Here is a 17455-nt window from a genome sequence, read left to right as displayed (position 1 = left end):
ATTATGAGTGTGATAATTGAAAGTCTTGTCCCTTCATTATTTGCTTTGACGCCTTCATTTTACCGTGACGTTACAACTACCTTATAAAACTGATTTCGTCACCCACTATAGGCTTTCGAGTCAAGTGTTTTAGTGTGGTGAGGTGGATTTAAACATTTGCTTTATCAGTGCTAGTTGTTGGCTTAATAAAACCAAACCCTTTTCAACATTCCACTACATATAAGACTGTTAATATCTAGGATATTTCCGAGAATTTAAAAATTTCTCTTGAGTTTCATAAAAGGATTCTCAATACAAATGTGTAAAATATATGCACTTAATACACTTGATAAAATATAAATTACTACGAATTGCAATATTGAGTTCGAAAGTTGAAGACTACACGGGATAACAACCATATGAATTGCGTAGAGTGGATATGAAATCTTTGAGATGAAGTGGCTTATTTTTGAGCTTAGAATTTTATTGATTAGGCTTTTAGAGTAGATCGCTCCGAGAATTAATAAGCTATATAAAGCGATAGATATTGCAATTATGAAGATAGTAAGAATCCAGTTAGCATTATCACTAGCATAGCTTTGTGAGGATAATATAAAGGTAAGCAATGCTAGAGAAAAAAGAACGACGATATTTCCTTTATTTTTTATCCATAAGGGAATTCCATCTTTGGCATAAAAGATAGCCAGTATCATACCGATAAACAGCCCCAAAAAAGCGTAATGAAATGGTGCTCTGTACTTCCAAAAAAAGTGACTATATGAAATGAAGCTGAGTTCTTCACTAAGAGCTATGTATTGACTGTAAAGTATTAAACTAATAACGGTAAAAGTGATTATCAACAGGATTTTACTGTTAACTTTTAAAAAAAAATAAAGTATGAGGGGGGCTAAAATATAAAACTTAATTTCTGAAGCCAGACTCCAAAGAGATACAATAAAGTTAGAGCCTAAGTAATCTTGTAAGAATACGCTGTGAATAGCTAGATCATAAGTAACATTATGGCTATGTATACTATATATACTTGTAGGAAGTAACAGTACTACGGCAATAGAAGCATAGTATATTGGCAAAATTCTAACGCACCGTTTATAGATGTAACTTCTTATGAAACTCTCGAATTTTGAAGGTTCGTTAGGCCATCGGTTTTGCAAATGGTAACCAATTAAAAAACCGCTTAATACAAAAAACAAATCTACACCGCTCCAACCATTAATCATGAATATTACAAAAGGAGAGTCGATATTAATATTGAACTTTTCCAAAGCTCCTTTAACTCCATGGCGAAAAATAACTAGTAAAATTGCTAGAGCTCTTATTCCAGAAAGGGATTCAATCATCATAGGTGGATTTTTAATAATCAATCATGGGCCTATATGTTTTCACGTATTGACTTTTTTCTAAGCTTCCATATACATGTATCTACGATATAGTGATGGAAATTAATGCTTTGGTAAGCAATGACAATTAAAGGTAATGATGTGTAAGGAGACAGCTGCTTGATAGACCAATCTACTCCAGAATAAAAGAAATAAGTAACGAGAATAGAAACGGAGAAATAGCAAAAAACTCTTAGATATCCTTGCTGGCTTAACCAAGAAATAACAGGGTGGTTTTTATCAAACCCTTTTTGAAATTTTTGTGAGTTGTAATGCCATACAAAAGAAATATATTGAGAGTTATGCCATATGTTGATAGCGAGCCAGCCAACATTAATATCGGTGAATAAAGCATAAGCTACCCAGTATATTGTTTGGTGGCTTACTAAATACCCAAAATGTCTTGGTTTTAATTTACCGCTACGAAGAGCTCCTATTTGGTTATACAACCATATGCACTGAAGAATAATTACTATACAAACTAGAGCGATAGCAACGGACATAGATATTGGAAGAGTTCTTACTTCCATAAATAGGAACGTATTTGGATTCCTTGCTGACATGAATGAGAAAGCAGCTATAGGTACCGCATAAAATACTATTCGATTAAATAGTTCATTGCCACCTTCACTGCTTTGGACTTTATATCGTATGGCTTTTGACACACCTTCGCTTTGCCGTGTGTAATGCCACCATTGCCAATGTAGGTATATAGTTGATATTAGCCATGAAGAGTTAATATAAATACACGTAAAAACAAAAGCTATTACAATAAATGGTAAAATCAAGGTCAAAAATCGCGTTTCTGAATCACTTAACTGTGATATGCCTAGCCTTGTATAGGTTGAAATGACGTGATGATAGCCTAAGAAAAATATATTTAATGAAAATATAAGGTTGTACAAAATTGAGGAAGTGTTAGCAATAGATGCAACTGCAATGGCAAATACAGGCAATAGTAAGATAAAAAATACATCAAATTGAGGATTTCTGAAAGAAGAGTGTGAAATCGCTGACATTAAAAAAATCCTTTTATTTTCAGGGAAAATAATTTTTTAAAAGAGCTCAATGACGTTTGAGTTGCTTGCTTACAAAATAGAATGCTTCCTGACAGTCTATCATTTTTTTGTTTTTAGCTGTTACTATTTATTAACAATTGTTTTGGCATCTGCGTCCAGTGTAAATATTGAACACTCTTTCAAATTTGTGCTTTTGTACCATCTAATAAGTAACTGTCACAAGGCAAGTAATAACGCAAAAGATGGCGGATTTTTTCCTAACAAACTTTATTTCTATGTCCTGATTCATTGGTTAAAGGCGACGAAATGTTAAAAAAGAATAGTTGGGGGGAATACATGAGGGTAGAGCAAACTCTTTCAAGCTATTTCATTATTGTTAATTGTATTTTTGTATATATTGCAGAGAAGGATACATTACCTCGTCACGCTGAAATTGTTAAGGCTAGAAACATAAATTCGTGGTAAAAAGCCTTTTTCTACAGCGATTTATTCTGCCCCTAGTGTAAAATTCATTGCTGATCTTCGTGGGTACGGGCTTAGTTAACCTTTTTTATAGCTATTTGTTTAGTTTTATATTTAGACTTTCCATTTTGATACCTATTTGCTATCTGTTTAGTTTCTCACTTTAGGTTGATTGGACAAGTGCTCCGGCTGAGCACTTGCCATTAACTTTTCTAGCGTAGGATTTTAAGCTTTTATCGTGTGCTCATTGATAGTTCTTTTCTAACGATGTCAGCTCCAGCTGTTAACGCCTGTAACTTGCCTCTTGCGACATCACGTGATAAAGGTGCCATGCCGCAGTTAGTACATGGGTAAAGCTTGTCGGCATCCACATATTTGAGTGCTTCACGTAGAGTTGCTGCGACTTCTTCAGGTGTTTCGATGGTGTCGGTGGCGACATCAATTGCACCCACCATTACCTTTTTACCTCGTATTAGCTCAAGCAGTTCGATGGGCACATGGGAGTTATGACATTCTAGCGAGATAATATCGATAGTAGACTGCTGCAGTTTAGGAAAGGCCTGCTCGTATTGGCGCCACTCTGTGCCTAAGGTCTTTTTCCAGTCTGTGTTGGCTTTGATGCCATAGCCGTAGCAAATATGCACCGCGGTTTCGCATTTTAGGCCTTCGATGGCTCGCTCTAAACACGCAATCCCCCATTCATTCACCTCATCAAAAAATACGTTAAATGCAGGCTCATCAAATTGGATAATATCAACCCCTGCTGCTTCTAATTCTTTCGCCTCTTGATTAAGTATTTTGGCAAACTCCCAAGCGAGTTTCTCTCGGCTGTGGTAATGGTCATCATAGAGGGTGTCTATCATGGTCATTGGGCCAGGTAAGGCCCATTTAATGGGTTGCTTAGTTTGCTGGCGTAGAACTTTGGCGTCTTCAACAAAAACCGATTTAGGACGTGAAACAGCGCCCACTACCGTTGGAACGCTAGCATCGTAGCGGTCACGAATTTTGACCGTTTTTCGGTTTTCAAAGTCGACGCCAGTTAAGTGCTCGATAAAGGTGGTCACAAAGTGTTGGCGGGTTTGCTCGCCATCACTGACGATATCAATCCCCGCTTGTTGCTGTTCATGTAATGACAAGCGCAGCGCATCGTGTTTACCATCAATTAATTCCTTGCCTTGTAATTTCCAGGGCGACCATAAGGCCTCAGGCTCTGCAAGCCATGACGGTTTCGCTAAGCTGCCCGCTGTTGATGTTGGCAGTAGGGGTGTTTGTGTATTAGTTTTCATAATAATGCTGCGGCGCCTTAAATTTTGCGTGTGTAGCTTAATGTCATCGCTACAATGAATACTTAAAATTAGTACTTAAACTGCGTAATTCGCTGACCATTGTTCGAGTAATGATTGGTAAGGTTTGATGAAGTGTTCTTCTGCAAACTTGCCTTGTTTCACTGCTAACTTACTGCGCTCTTCTCGGTCATAAATAATTTGCGTGAGCGAGTGGTCTTGGTTTTTCAAATTAGGCTGATAGCAGTTTCCTGCCACCGCATTGGCATTATAAATTTCAGGTCGATAAATTTTTTGAAAGGTTTCCATTGTGCTGATGGTGCTAATTAACTCAAGGTTGCTGTAATCATTCAGTAAATCGCCAAAAAAGTAGAACGCTAATGGTGCAACACTTTTAGGCGGCATAAAGTAGCGAACCTGTAAGCCCATTTTTTTGAAGTATTGCTCGGTTAACGATGACTCATTGGGCTGATACTCAAACCCCAATAATGGATGTTGATTACCCGTTCGCTGGTAGGTTTTGTTGTCTGATACACTCAGGCAAATAACCGGTGTTTTTTTGAAGTGCTGCTTATAGGTATCTGAGTTCACGAAATACTTAAACAATTTGCCATGCAGATCGCCAAAGGTATCAGGGATACTAAATTGGCTTTGACCTTTATTATGCTCAGACAGTAAGACGCTAAAGTCATAATCTCGCACGTAAGATGAAAAGTTATTGCCGACAATGCCTTCAATCCGTTCCTTGGTGTGATGATCTACAATATGGGTTTTCAATATCTCAATTGACGGGAAGGCTTGATTATTTCCTTCAATTCTCATATCTACAGAAATGATTTCAAGTTCGACAGAATATCGATCACCTTTGGGGTTATCCCAATAGGCGAGGGCATTAAAACTGTTATCGATCATCGTCAATGCGTTTCGTAAGTTCTGCTGACGACTTTCACCTCTGGCTAAGTTGGCAAAGTTAGTGGTAATGCGAGTGCTGTCTGATGGTTGATAATTTTCATCAAGACAAATATTTTTAATCGAAAATGTAAAATCGTTACTCATGATCTGCTGTCCCTTTTCCGTAATAAACCCTGAACCTGTCGCTAATGCTTGCTTGGCTTTCAATTCCATCTGAAGGTGCCTTCGATTAGCCTTCATCGTTTTTGTAAGCCGAGTGTGTTTTATACGTGTTTCAGCAGATGATGAAAATTGATTAAATTTCCGCTGCAACATGAGCGTTGTTCATGTTGAGGGTGTCGAGAAAGAGCTTGGCTTAACTATAAGATTTTAAATGTTTTAAGTGTTTTTTAGATATTTAGGTAAAGTGAGGTAAGGGCTGAATTTAGCGCTTTATGATGAATTAATTATGTTGTGGAGTGAGTTTCAATAGCTTAAAAATTAGCGCACTTAAAAATAAAGCGCTAAAGTTTTAAGCTAATTCTCAGATACGTTTATTACAATTCACACCTTATTGTGTATTTCACCCGTTAAAGAGGGACTTGTTATCAAGGATACAACTCAATCTAGTCAGTCAACTAAGTCTCGCAAGCCTTGGATTGCGTTAGGCGTCATTGCTGCCATTGTGATGTTAATTGCTGTGGTATTTAGTGTATTGCCGAAAGGTTTTAAAACGACACATGAAGATATTGGTTCTGGTAAACCCGTTTTAGTGTTTGTTTACGACCCTAACCTTGCAGTGAGTAACAGTCAGACTGAGCAAATGAATACAGCACGTGCAACGTTAGGTGATGACGTGTCATTTTTGATTGCGAGAATAGGGACGCCTGAGGGCGATCAATTTATTCGTAAATACCAAGCAAGACCTGCAGAGCTACTCATGTTTGAGCCCGCTGGTAGTTTGGTAAAAAGGCAATATGCCTTAATGCAATCCAATGAAATCATGCAGTGGGTAAGTTATTGAAATAGCTAGTGAAATAGCTAGTGAAATCGCTAAATTTCAACGCGTGATATTTCACAGCTTTAGTCATTAAAAAGGGCCGAATGGTATCATTCGGCCCTTTTTATATGTTAACTAACAGTCATAACTTAATTGATGTTCAATTTTTGGCGACTTTTTGCTGCCAATATCCATCGGCTTCTTGAATAAATTGCGCTTTATTTTCGAGCCAGTTTTCTCGCACACTTAAACTGTAGTTTAAATATAGTTTGTCTTGATACACAGTAAAAGCTTGTGGATCACTGCTGACAACAAAACCACTGCTCATGGCGTAGGCGCAATAACCGCCGTATTGTGGAATGTAACGTTCGGGGGATTGTTCAAACTGTCGTTGATGTTGTTTAGTTGCAAACAACCACTGTGAGCCTTGGTATTCTGTTTGGAATGCTGTACTGCCTTTAACTGCTTTATTATCAGTAAAATACGCAACGACATCATAACCTGTAACCGCATAGCCTTGGTCGTTATAAATTGGCTTGTCACTCAAGCTAGTGCATCCCATCAGAGCCATGGATAAACCGAGTAATATTAAAAGGCGGTGTAATGTTCTCATCTTATTTCCTTTGATGTCCGTTGACTGATGACAGTCACTGTTTAAGTCATTGGTAAATAAGACCCCGCAAACGAGAAAAACATTTCATTGTTGGGTATATCATGGAGGAGGTTATCTTTGGGAGTTTTAACGGCATCCCCTGTTATTGCAGGGCACATTCTCCTTGGCTGAGCTCATTTGTTAATTTGCGTAGCATTGCTTCATCAGTAAAACCACGGCGTTTAGCCAGCACATGACCTTGAGTATCGAGCACTAAGGTGGTGGGGAACCCTTTAACACCGCCACTTTTACGGGCAAATAGCTGTGTGCTTTGCTGAGAGGGAATCGTTTCTGAAAAATGACGCAACTCTCGTTTGAGTTGTCTTTTAGAACCTTTATCTCCAACTAAAGTAAAGTGGACGCTGTTACCGCACTCACTGACTAGTTGAGTAATGATCTTGCCCTGCTTTTTGCACCAACTACAGTCAGGTTGAAAGAACATCAATACGGTGGGCTTTTGTGAGTGATAACTGACGGATGACTGACTGGTACGCAAATCCTTTAGCTGGATTTGCGCCACAGACAGTTCAGTGCTGTTGTTACCTGCACTGGCAGCGCTACTAACAGCTAACGCTGTCAGTAGCACTAGGCTGTTAAAGCTTGCCTTCAATGCCAACATAGAATTCACGACCGTGAAGTGGACCATAAATGTAAGCAACGTCATAGCCGCCATCAGCATCATAAAACAGTGGTGATTCCCCTTCTTCAATTTGGGTATAGTTAAAGATATTTGATAAGCCGCCGTAGACTTTGATTTGGTCTGTTAGGCTGTACTGTACTTTTACATCAGATACTGTAAAGGCAGGTGCATCTTGGCTTTTAAGCGAGCTAGGGTCACCTTTGATGTCATAACCTTCGTAACCGTAATCGGTTAAGTCACGCTCGCCAAACCATGTGGTATTCCAAAATACGGTGAAATCGTCAGTTTTCCACTCAAGCTCAATACCTGCACGGGTTTCAACCGGGGCAATTGAGTATGAAGAGCGAAATACGTCGTTATAATCAAAGTATTCAGCACTGGCATTAATGGTAAGCTCATCAGTTAGGCTGTAGCCTGCCACGATGTCGACTGTAGTGACTGATGCATCTTCATCAAGCTGAGTCAGAATCGGTACACCGTCGTCAGTTTCTTGCAGTGATGCTAAGTTTTGCACGTTTGAATGCGCGACTGAGAAAGTTCCCGTTAATGTGCCAGCATCATAGCTTAAGGCGTAGTTAGCTGATAATGATTCTTCTAATGAGTCGACATCAATCAAGTAACCCTTTTCTGAATCTAAAATACCGTGGTCGGTTTCAAAGAAAGACAGTGGCGCACGGTATCCTCGACCTGCAGACAAGCGTGAAGTCCATGTGTCACTGTGGAAATAACGCATGTCGACACGAGGGGCGATAAAGGTTTCGTCGATTTCAGTGCCAGGTTTTTTGTCATCAACAAAATCAGCGGTCACTTTGTCTACCCGAAGTGCCATCGCGATTTCAATATCGTCAGTAGGAGTCCATGTATCTTGAATGAATACGCCTTTTACATCGTAATCAAATGAGTCACTGACATAAGCTTCAACGTCATGCAGCGCATCGGTATGCGAGCGCATTTCTTCGGTGCGAATATCTGCGCCGTAGGTTAAAAAGTGATTGTCGGTCAGTTCTGTATCAAACTTAGCTCGGGCATAGTACATGGTGTCTTTTGCACGGTAATCAATGCCTTCATAAAAAGAGTCTTGCTCATGTCTTGCATAGCTTACGGCAAACTCAGAGGTGGTGTAATCGGTTAGTTCGCTTAACCATTTAATGTAGGCTTCGTCACGGTTGGTTTCAATCCACTCAGTGGTTTCCCACGCTTTACCTATGTACTCATTACGGACATCATCACCAACAAATAAGCTATCAGATTCTACGCCATCATAGCTGCTGATCGCCTCTTGAATAGAGCCAACATTGTCGCCAATCACAGGGCCACCAAAGATCTCGCTCCGCACTTTTGCTACACGCAGGTGAATGTTATTGGTGTCGTTTAAATCATGGCTGACTAACGAACTGACGGTATAGTTCTCTTGGAAAGGCGCTTCACTAACACCATTATCATCATGATCTTCCTGATCTTGTTTATCATATTGGCCGATTAAGGTGATACCCGTTTTGCTGTCATCTGAAATTCCTGTTGCCATTCCTTTCATTGCGGTGAAGTCATGTGATCCCTTAGCGATATCAACAGACACTTCGTTTTCGTAGGCTTGTTTAGTGACAACGTTTACGGTTCCGCCAATCGCTTCTGGGGCAATCAAGGAAGCGCCTGCGCCACGTGCAATTTCGATACGGTCAACACCCGTGGTTGAAATCGCATCAACCGCATAGTAACCAGAAATCATAGTATGTGTTGGTAGGCCATCTACTAAAATTGTCGTATGTTCGCCTTTCATACCATTGAGCATGATGCGCTTAACACCACACATTGAACATTCATTTGAAACATTTACGCCGGGTTCATTATTGATTGCATCAGTTAAACTCAAGGCGTTTTTGTTTTGAATCATCAGTTCATCCAACACTTCTGTTTTTTGAATGACATCTTTCAAACGACCATCTTGCTGTAATTTTTGACGCACACCTCTGACTTCAATTTTTTCGATTTCATCATCGGTGGCTGTGGTCTCAGCTTGAGCCGAAAAGGTCAGTGCGCTGAGTATTGCTGCGGCTAAAATTGAATGCTTCATATTGTCAACTTTTGTGATTGTTAGTGTATGTAAATGTTGCTTTCGTGCTGCACTTGTTAAGCTTGTTGCGATTTTATGGCGTAGATAAAGCTGATACAAATGATAATGATTAGCATTTGCTGTAATTGTGGGCTGGTGCACAAAGGTGTGAATTACTTGGTTTTATAGATGATCTAGATCAATAAATGTTGCGATTCATTTTGCTGCATTTGGTGTGTAAATGACATATATCAGCTGAAAGTGGAGGCGTTTGCGATTTAATAAACTGCCAAGGATGTTAATTTTAGTATTTCCTTTATCATGTTTTTGGGCATGAAAAATGCCATTTAAAAGCTGTAATCACTTTTACCCTACATGATTAGAACGGCTTGTTCTTCAATTGAAACAAGCATCTATCGAAGATTTATTGCTTCAGTGTTATTATCAAAAAAATAACAACTATATATCATTTGTTTTTATGCTTGAGCTGAGTGTATGGAATAAAATATTTTCAAAGAAAGCGGCGTGTGTTGGTTTCCAACATACGAGGCTGGTGATGATACTTTTTTACTCAGTCATGTCATTATTCATGAGCTTTACACTGCATGCAGACACAATTGAGATCCCTAGCTTTAGTAAAGGCAGTGTTGGTAAACATACGGCATATTTTCGTGAACGTGACGGTAAGCTATCTTTAACAGAAGCGCGTCAACAATTTCAAACAACTGAACTTTCTCTTGGTTCAAGTAACTCTATTTCTTTGGGCATTGGCGTTGATCCTGTGTGGATGTCAGTCAAGGTCAATAATGTCGCTAATACAAGCCAAGACTATCGCTTATCAGTAGAAACGCCATGGATTGATTATATTGATACTTGGCTGATTAAAGATGGGCAGGTAATCAAACATATTGCTGGTGGCGATGCTTTTAGTTTCGATACTAGGCCAATGCAGTATCGCTTTTACGCTTTCGAACATGCCTATTTACCTGGCGTCACAGACATTATTATGCGTGTTGAAACGAAAGGTCCAATGGCGCTACCTGTGCAATTTAATAGTGTAGAAAATGCGATAAATCGCGACATTGTCAGTGGTTATCAGTATGGCGCGTTATACGGAATTATGGTGGCGCTAGCATTATATAATTTAGTGCTATTTGTGTTTATTCGTCAGCGTGAATATGGCTTATATGGTTTGTATCTGTTGGGCTTTGTTTTAAATAGCTTGTCTTATACTGGTCAGTTGCACACGATTATTACCTATGATTTTGGTCCTTATTTCCAAGATTGGCTCGATATCTTTTTAATGATCACTTATAGCGTTGCAGGGCTACATTTTGCAAGATCGCTACTGCACACCAAAGAATATGCACCAAGATTAGATAAATTTGTATTGCGTACAACGCTGTATATTCCGCTAGGGATGTTAATTGGCTTTGTGTTTAACCAACTATTTTTTTCGATGGTGTTGGCATTTATCTTAAACACCTGTTTTGTCATGTTATTTATCGCCATGGGGGTAAAAGCATTGCAAGCACAAAAGCCATTTGCGGTTCTTTTCATTTTATCTTCGGTGACTGCCGCGGTGTGTATAACCATTTCAACACTCGCTGTTGCAGGCGTGTTAGTGCCTTATAACGATTACACGTTTAAAGCGATTGAAGTGGGGATGGCATTCGAAGCAATTTTACTGGCATCCATTTTGGCAAGGCAGTTTAGAATAGCGCAAATAGACAAGTTGATAGCTGAAAAATATGCCCGTACGGATCCGTTAACTGAACTGAATAATCGTCGTGGTTTTAAAGTGCTTACAGAATTAACTTGGCCAAACATTGTCGATACTCAACGTAATATCTCAGTTGCTCTTATTGATATTGATTTCTTTAAAAAAGTAAATGATGAGTATGGGCATAGTAAAGGCGATGAAGTATTAAAAAAAGTGGCGAAAGCCATTGCTGAAACATCAAGAGAAGGCGATATCTCAGCCCGCTGGGGAGGTGAGGAGTTTATTGTATTTTTACCTGATACCACACGAGATGGCGCTATTATGCATGCAGAAAGAATACGTGAGGCTATTGAGGCCATTTCATTTACGGGAATTGATTGCGAATTAATGTTAACTGCAAGTATTGGTGTTGCTGGTAGCGTCGCTGCTCGATTTGAGGATGAATCAATTAATCACGACACCCTTGAGGTTATGATAAAAAATGCCGATAGGGCACTTTATATTGCAAAGCAAGATGGTAAAAACCAAGTTAGAGTGGTGAGTTAATGGTCACCTCTGTCATTCCGATTAAGTTCATTGATGAATTCTTAAACTTATAAATCAAACTCTTACCCTAATGATGAAGTTCAGCACACCTCAGTGCTAGGTCAATCTTCATATTGAAACGCCTTAATATAAAATGTAAGCGCATTAAATTAATACCTAAGTTATAACAAAATTAATTGTTGAAAATTTTTGTAATGGTAGAATGCGCCCCACGAGCCACATGGCAATTTTCCCGATATTTTTCACTTCACATTAGAGCCGCTATGAAACGGATTTTATTACTCACTTTATTGGCATTTTCGAGTGCTACTCTTGCTGTTGAGCCATTAATCGATACACCAGAAGACATGGAGCCGACTTGGGTCGATGATATCTTGTCGATATTTGGTGCCGATGGTGAGTTTGATGACAGTAAACCCATCGATATGAGTTATCTGCCTACGGCTTATTACACACCAGAAAAGAAGTTTGGTGTGGGGTTACTCATGGTCGGGTTATATAAAACTGAAGGGGCAGCCGTAGATGAACAGCCTTCATCATTGGTATTGAATTCATTTGTATCGATGAACAACTCTTATGGTATTGAAGCTGAAAACATGACGTTTTTTAATGGCGGTAAGCAGCGCTTACTGTTAGACGTCGAATTATATAATGAAGCGGCGGTGTATTATGGCAAAGGAATTGATGATGGTAATCTAGACATTAATCATCATGAATATGAAGAACAGCTTTATAGCTTTAAACCTCGCTGGATGACAGAGGTTGCCGATAATTACTTTCTAGGTATAGGTGCAGACTTTACTTATGCAAGTGCCGATAAATTAGAATATGTTGAAACAGGTGAGCCTGTCGACGAAAGCACGATTTTACCAAGTAACTTTAGTTCTGGTGTTGTCGTCACTAGTATTTATGACTCACGAGATTATCGCTTAAACGCCACCAAAGGGTGGTTGTTTCAAGTTGATGCTGGTGTATACCAAAACAGTGAGTATTCGACGTTTTCAACTTACAATGTCGAGCTGGCAAACTACATCGATTTAAGCTCTACGTCTATGTTAAGTCATGCGCCTGGGTTAATTGCTTGGCAAGTTCAAGGTCATTTTACTAGTGGTGACGTACCGTGGAATGCATTACCTGATTTAGGTGGCTCAAGTGCTATGCGTGGTTTCATTAAAGGCCGTTATAGAGATGAGCAAATGATGATGGGCCAAGTTGAGTATCGTTTACCGATATTTCAGCGCTATGGCATGGTATTTTGGGGCGCGGTTGGCAGTGTAGCTCCTTCAGTGAGTGACTTAACTGATGAGTTATTAGCCTCTTACGGCACAGGCTTTCGCTTTAAAATTAAAGACAATATCAACTTACGATTTGATGCGGGTGTAGGCGAAAACGAAACTAACTTCTACCTTAATGTGAATGAAGTTTTTTAATCTACATCACTCAAGTTGTATGTTTGAGCACGATAGTAAAATAGTAGAGAAGTAATGAGCGTATTAAAACTGACAATAGCGGTAAAATTAGTGCTGGTGGTTATCTTGTTTCCACTTTGTACCAATGCATCTGAACAGGATGCTACTGTCGAAAGTCAGTGTAGTCGTACTTCTCACTATGATATTTATTTGAGTGGCATTCACACTGGCACCATGAAAAGAACCGAAACATGGCAAGGCCAGTCGGCTGTGGTTACCTCCACAAGTAAAGCCAGTATTTTAGGGATCGGCACTCAATACGATCAGCGCGCTGAGCTGTCTTGGTCGAATACCCGTGATGAATGGATAACCGATAACTTTCATCAATTAGTGACAGGCTTTCGCGCTCGGGATATGAAGGTGTCATTTAGCCATGATGGGCTTACATCCGAGGTCGATATAGATGGTGAAAAAGATCGTTATACATCTACCGAAATCCCCCTTCGAGATGTCGATACGCTAGCCATTCAAATGCGTCAATTATTACTCCAAGGTCGAACTCAATTCGCCTTAGTTAGGCAAGCATCTGATGCAATTGAGCCTTATCAACTGTATGTCAAAAAGCCTGTTTCCGAACAGATTGAACCATGGGGAGAAATGACCTTAATCCCTGTTGAGCAGTCTGGTGCAGAGGAAGTCACATATTTCTTCGCCCCAGAAATGGACTACCAACTTGTTAAAGCACGCTATCACGGCATTATTTTAAAAGGCCTAATTGAGCTTAATCATTACCATTCTACTTGTGATAAACAATAACGGAAATTTAAGTGAATAGTTTAATCTTGTCATTATTGTTCAATACATTAGTATAGGTAAGCTAAACGTCTATAACTGGTGCTTTAATTTTGCTTTGTGGCTTTTTTTTAGCTTATAAATATATTTTTTATTCATATATCTCCCTCCTTTTTTATTTGATGAAAGGTCTTTCCCTTTAAACTATTGCACTTGCTAGTGCTATTTTACTAGCGTGTTTTACGTACTAAAACATGATCTATATTCCATTTTTGAAGCATTTTTAACCATTTTTGATTTTGGAAACAAAAATAGCTTTACTTGTAATTGCTTCAAGAATACATTCGCCGAAAATAGTCTAAGGGTGATTTTGCCCTTTTAGCCGACAAGCACGATTTAACCCTTCAAAACCTTTCATTAAGTAGTACTAAATTGACGATAATCACGCATGATAATGTTGAAAATAACATTGTTACCCCTGTAGTTGGTTTAACTTTTTTCGCGGTGGCTTCAGGCTTTTTAATGAGCCTAATTCCTTTATCTGTGACCCATTTTGATATCGATTTATCATTAATACCTTGGCTCGCCAGTGTGTTTTATTTTGGTCTATTGGTTGGTGCTACCTGTATTCAACGAGTGATTAAACGACTTGGACATAGGCGATCTTTCATCTCTTTTTTGACTCTGGTGGCGCTGACCGTTGTTGTTATGATATTGGTGCCACATCAAGTGACTTGGTTAGTCGCTCGTTTTGTTGCTGGCATGGCTGTGGCAGGTGTATTTGTAGTCGTAGAGTCTTGGTTGTTAATGGCAAATTGCTCTAAGCAACGTGCTAAGCGGTTAGGGCTATACATGGCGGCTTTGTATGGCGGTAGTGCTGTAGGCCAGTTAGCTATTTCAGTGTTTGGTACCGACGGAATACAGCCATATTTGTGTGTATTGTTACTCTTGTTTATGGCGACATTGGCTCCCATTCTGATTCGTTCTGGCCAGCCCCATAGTCACGATCAACAAAGTATTAGCCGCAAAGAAATCCGCCATATCAACCGCCCAGCGATTATTGGCTGTATGGTGTCAGGGTTATTGCTCGGTCCAATTTATGGATTAATGCCATCATATTTAACGCATATCAGTGTTTTTGCAGAGCACACAGGACTGCTAATGGCGAGCATCATTATGGGGGGCATGTTAGTGCAACCCATTGCCAGTGCGATGTCGACCCGAATGAGTAAAAGCTTATTAATGGCGATATTTTGCATGCTAGGTTGTTTAGCGGTTATGGGCGTACTTGAGTCTTCCACGTTAGTAATGATGGGGTTTAGTTTATTGCTATTAGGTGCGAGTAGTTTTGCACTCTACCCCATCGCCATCACACTGGCATGTGATCATTTACCGACTGAAAAAATGGTATCGGCTACAGAAATGATGCTGCTGTGCTATAGCGTGGGTTCTGTTTTAGGTCCGCTGTTAGCCACAACATTTACCGAAGTCGGAAATGGCTTGATCATGTACCTAGGTGTTTGCTTAATAACAACCTGTATTTATATGTTGATGAAAAGCGCTGAAACCATTTCGTCAGGCCAAAAGCCCATTGCGGGTTAACGCCCTTACGGCAGCTGCGAAGTCCTCGCAGCTGCACTTCATTCTACAAGCTTTACTGCCTGTTATAGGCAGTAAAGCCATCAGTTGAACCAAGCGTGCTAGCTTGGATAAATCGAGTCACTTTGTCTATTCAAAGACAGTTCATGACACAAACTTATCAATATGTAGCATCGGTGGTGCAGTCTTTTTTACACTCAGCTTCATTTATTAACGTGTAAATTTCCCACTCTATTAACGCTTCTATTTGTTTGTATTGTATTTTTTAGCAAATAAAAGCAGTTTTTCTTTCGTTAAAGCTTATCTGGCAGCGTACTCATTGCGCTGATAATAGTTCTTTGTGTTACATAATTACTCTTATTTATTAGTAATTTGATACTTAGGTTTATTTTTTGTTGAATTGGTCGCTTTGTTCAACATGTCGACCGAAATGAATATTAATGAGTGAGTTAATATTCAAAAACTATAAAGGATATTTAATGACAACAATAAGACTCATAGGTGCAATGGCAGCTGTTTCTGCTTTGTATTTCACTATGCCTAATCAACAAGCACACGCTCATGGCTGGGCTGAGTTTCCTGAAGCAAGGCAATCAATCTGTTATGAGCAAGGTGGGCTTTGGAGTGGTACACCGCCGAATGCGGCTTGTGCACAAGCAAAAGAGATTTCTGGTACGTATCCATTTATTCAGCGTAATGAATTTGCCATTAACATACCTGCGCCTGCTTATAATGACATGGATGCGGTGAAAGCGGCGATCCCTGATGGCAGTTTATGTTACGCCAATGATGCTCAAAAGCGGGGAATGGGGGCTGAACATACAGCATGGACACGAACTGAATTAGCACCAGGTGAATTTGAGTATGTGTTTAATGCAACTGCACCTCACAACCCTTCATTTTGGCAATTTTATTTAACCAAACCTGGAGTGGATGTGTCTAAGCCACTTAATTGGAATGATTTAGTCTTACTGCAAGAGTACGGCAATGTTGCAGTCGGTGAAGATAAAAAGTATCGGATGAATATTACAATACCAGCAGACCGTTCTGGTGATGCGATTTTGTATACTCGCTGGCAACGTGAAGATCCAGTCGGTGAAGGGTTTTATAACTGTAGTGATATCACAATTACTGGTGACGGCCCAATTGATCCTGAGCCAACAGAACCCTATTTAGAGCAGGGGGATGCGTTTATTCCAAAAGAGGTGAGCTTAACAACGCCACAAATAGGCGAGTCAGTTAACTACAAAGTCTACAATAACAATGGCGAAATCCATTCTAGCTTTTCACTCGTTATCACCGAAGAGAACCAGCTGGCTTGGGATCGTTTATTGGCTGCTGAAGTCAGTGGTTATTATCACGACCATTATGATGGCAATGTGTTTATTGGTCGCTGGCATGCTGAGATGAATCACTATATGTATTTTCAAAATCAGCTGCATGAGAATTTCTTTAACTCAAAGAATGCTCAAGCCTATGGTGAGTTTAGTATTTCTGAGAAGAATGAGTTTGTCGAAGCCGTCATTACGCCAACGGTATTAAAACCTATTACCGATGCTACGGTGTCACATGGCGAGTATGTCGTATTAACCCCAGCGAACAGCCAGGGTGATATTGAGCATGTGGCATGGGTGCAAGTGAGTGGCACACCAATTGAGACTGAAATTGGTCAGCATGACGAACTAATTATTAACACTGCACGACTCGATAATCTCGCTCAAAGCTTCAGCTTTGAACTCACTGTCACAGGGCAAGGTGAGGAAGATAAATCAGTTTATAGCTTTAGCGTAACGCCAAGCGATGTTGAGCCAGGACCAGGCCCTGAGCCTGGGGAGCAATGGAGTGCATCTGCAGTGTATACCGGTGGTGAAACCGTTATACATAATAATCAAACTTGGACAGCTCAGTGGTGGACTCAAGGTGAAGAACCAGGTACCACAGGTGAGTGGGGAGTGTGGCGCTAAGTCACAGTGGTATGGTCAATTTGTCATGTAAGGTGGTGAGTATTGATCT

Annotated in this window: 13 protein-coding genes; 6 read left to right on the top strand and 7 right to left on the bottom strand. The window is 39.8% G+C overall.

All coding sequences use genetic code 11. The features are described from left to right. Window positions 1-254 precede the first annotated feature (254 nt). The 4 genes from AN944_RS01715 to AN944_RS01695 form a co-directional block, all read right to left on the bottom strand. Window positions 255-1361 (bottom strand): acyltransferase, encoded by a 1107-nt coding sequence (locus AN944_RS01715; RefSeq protein WP_055022849.1) that lies wholly within the window; start codon window positions 1359-1361, stop codon window positions 255-257. 8 nt (window positions 1362-1369) lie between these two features. Next, window positions 1370-2395, bottom strand: coding sequence for a hypothetical protein (locus AN944_RS01710; RefSeq protein WP_055022848.1), 1026 nt, complete (start codon window positions 2393-2395; stop codon window positions 1370-1372). 695 nt (window positions 2396-3090) lie between these two features. Continuing rightward, window positions 3091-4143 (bottom strand): methionine synthase, encoded by a 1053-nt coding sequence (locus AN944_RS01700; protein ID WP_055022846.1) that lies wholly within the window; start codon window positions 4141-4143, stop codon window positions 3091-3093. A gap of 75 nt (window positions 4144-4218) precedes the next feature. Then, complete coding sequence (locus AN944_RS01695) at window positions 4219-5196, bottom strand: DUF1852 domain-containing protein (RefSeq protein WP_055022971.1); 978 nt, start codon at window positions 5194-5196, stop codon at window positions 4219-4221. A 409-nt stretch (window positions 5197-5605) separates the two neighbouring features. On the opposite strand from AN944_RS01695, the gene AN944_RS01690 reads away from it, so the two are divergent. Next, the gene (locus AN944_RS01690) at window positions 5606-6055 is read left to right on the top strand and encodes a hypothetical protein (RefSeq protein ID WP_235530829.1); all 450 of its coding nucleotides are present in this window, start codon (window positions 5606-5608) and stop codon (window positions 6053-6055) included. Between the two features lie 136 nt (window positions 6056-6191). On the opposite strand, the gene AN944_RS01685 is transcribed toward AN944_RS01690, so the two are convergent. From AN944_RS01685 to AN944_RS01675, 3 genes are all read right to left on the bottom strand, one after another. Beyond that, window positions 6192-6644: a YHS domain-containing (seleno)protein gene (locus AN944_RS01685; RefSeq protein WP_055022845.1), complete on the bottom strand. Its 453-nt coding sequence runs from the start codon at window positions 6642-6644 to the stop codon at window positions 6192-6194. Window positions 6645-6786: 142 nt separating this feature from the next. Beyond that, window positions 6787-7302: a thioredoxin fold domain-containing protein gene (locus tag AN944_RS01680; RefSeq protein ID WP_055022844.1), complete on the bottom strand. Its 516-nt coding sequence runs from the start codon at window positions 7300-7302 to the stop codon at window positions 6787-6789. Further along, a complete protein-coding gene (locus tag AN944_RS01675) occupies window positions 7277-9394 on the bottom strand; it encodes a TonB-dependent siderophore receptor (RefSeq protein WP_055022843.1) in 2118 nt (705 codons plus the stop codon). Before AN944_RS01675 ends, AN944_RS01680 begins: the two co-directional genes overlap by 26 nt. Before the next feature lie 535 nt (window positions 9395-9929). Between AN944_RS01675 and AN944_RS01670 the strand changes: the two genes are divergently transcribed. From AN944_RS01670 to AN944_RS01650, 5 genes are all read left to right on the top strand, one after another. Beyond that, window positions 9930-11642, top strand: coding sequence for a diguanylate cyclase (locus AN944_RS01670; protein ID WP_160319068.1), 1713 nt, complete (start codon window positions 9930-9932; stop codon window positions 11640-11642). Window positions 11643-11905: 263 nt separating this feature from the next. Then, complete coding sequence (locus AN944_RS01665) at window positions 11906-13072, top strand: BamA/TamA family outer membrane protein (protein ID WP_055022841.1); 1167 nt, start codon at window positions 11906-11908, stop codon at window positions 13070-13072. A gap of 54 nt (window positions 13073-13126) precedes the next feature. Further along, entirely contained in the window at window positions 13127-13867 is a 741-nt protein-coding gene (locus AN944_RS01660; RefSeq protein ID WP_235530828.1) for a hypothetical protein, read from the top strand. A gap of 408 nt (window positions 13868-14275) precedes the next feature. Beyond that, window positions 14276-15445: an MFS transporter gene (locus AN944_RS01655; RefSeq protein ID WP_055022840.1), complete on the top strand. Its 1170-nt coding sequence runs from the start codon at window positions 14276-14278 to the stop codon at window positions 15443-15445. A 476-nt stretch (window positions 15446-15921) separates the two neighbouring features. After that, complete coding sequence (locus AN944_RS01650; RefSeq protein WP_055022839.1) at window positions 15922-17406, top strand: lytic polysaccharide monooxygenase; 1485 nt, start codon at window positions 15922-15924, stop codon at window positions 17404-17406. The last annotated feature ends 49 nt before the right edge of the window (window positions 17407-17455 follow it).

Origin of the sequence: Shewanella sp. P1-14-1 (genome assembly GCF_001401775.1) — a bacterium.
In the GTDB taxonomy this organism is placed as follows: domain Bacteria; phylum Pseudomonadota; class Gammaproteobacteria; order Enterobacterales; family Shewanellaceae; genus Shewanella; species Shewanella japonica.
Note: the sequence above shows the minus strand (reverse complement) of the source record. Positions and strands in the feature narration are given on the sequence as shown.

Excerpts from the sequence above, each read along its gene's own strand:
- AN944_RS01685 (WP_055022845.1), bottom strand. The coding sequence starts at position 6,644 with ATGAGAACATTACACCGCCTTTTAATATTACTCGGTTTATCCATGGCT.
- AN944_RS01680 (WP_055022844.1), bottom strand. The coding sequence starts at position 7,302 with ATGTTGGCATTGAAGGCAAGCTTTAACAGCCTAGTGCTACTGACAGCG.
- AN944_RS01660 (WP_235530828.1), top strand. The coding sequence starts at position 13,127 with ATGAGCGTATTAAAACTGACAATAGCGGTAAAATTAGTGCTGGTGGTT.
- AN944_RS01670 (WP_160319068.1), top strand. The coding sequence starts at position 9,930 with ATGATACTTTTTTACTCAGTCATGTCATTATTCATGAGCTTTACACTG.
- AN944_RS01665 (WP_055022841.1), top strand. The coding sequence starts at position 11,906 with ATGAAACGGATTTTATTACTCACTTTATTGGCATTTTCGAGTGCTACT.
- AN944_RS01700 (WP_055022846.1), bottom strand. The coding sequence starts at position 4,143 with ATGAAAACTAATACACAAACACCCCTACTGCCAACATCAACAGCGGGC.
- AN944_RS01695 (WP_055022971.1), bottom strand. The coding sequence starts at position 5,196 with ATGAGTAACGATTTTACATTTTCGATTAAAAATATTTGTCTTGATGAA.
- AN944_RS01650 (WP_055022839.1), top strand. The coding sequence starts at position 15,922 with ATGACAACAATAAGACTCATAGGTGCAATGGCAGCTGTTTCTGCTTTG.
- AN944_RS01675 (WP_055022843.1), bottom strand. The coding sequence starts at position 9,394 with ATGAAGCATTCAATTTTAGCCGCAGCAATACTCAGCGCACTGACCTTT.
- AN944_RS01710 (WP_055022848.1), bottom strand. The coding sequence starts at position 2,395 with ATGTCAGCGATTTCACACTCTTCTTTCAGAAATCCTCAATTTGATGTA.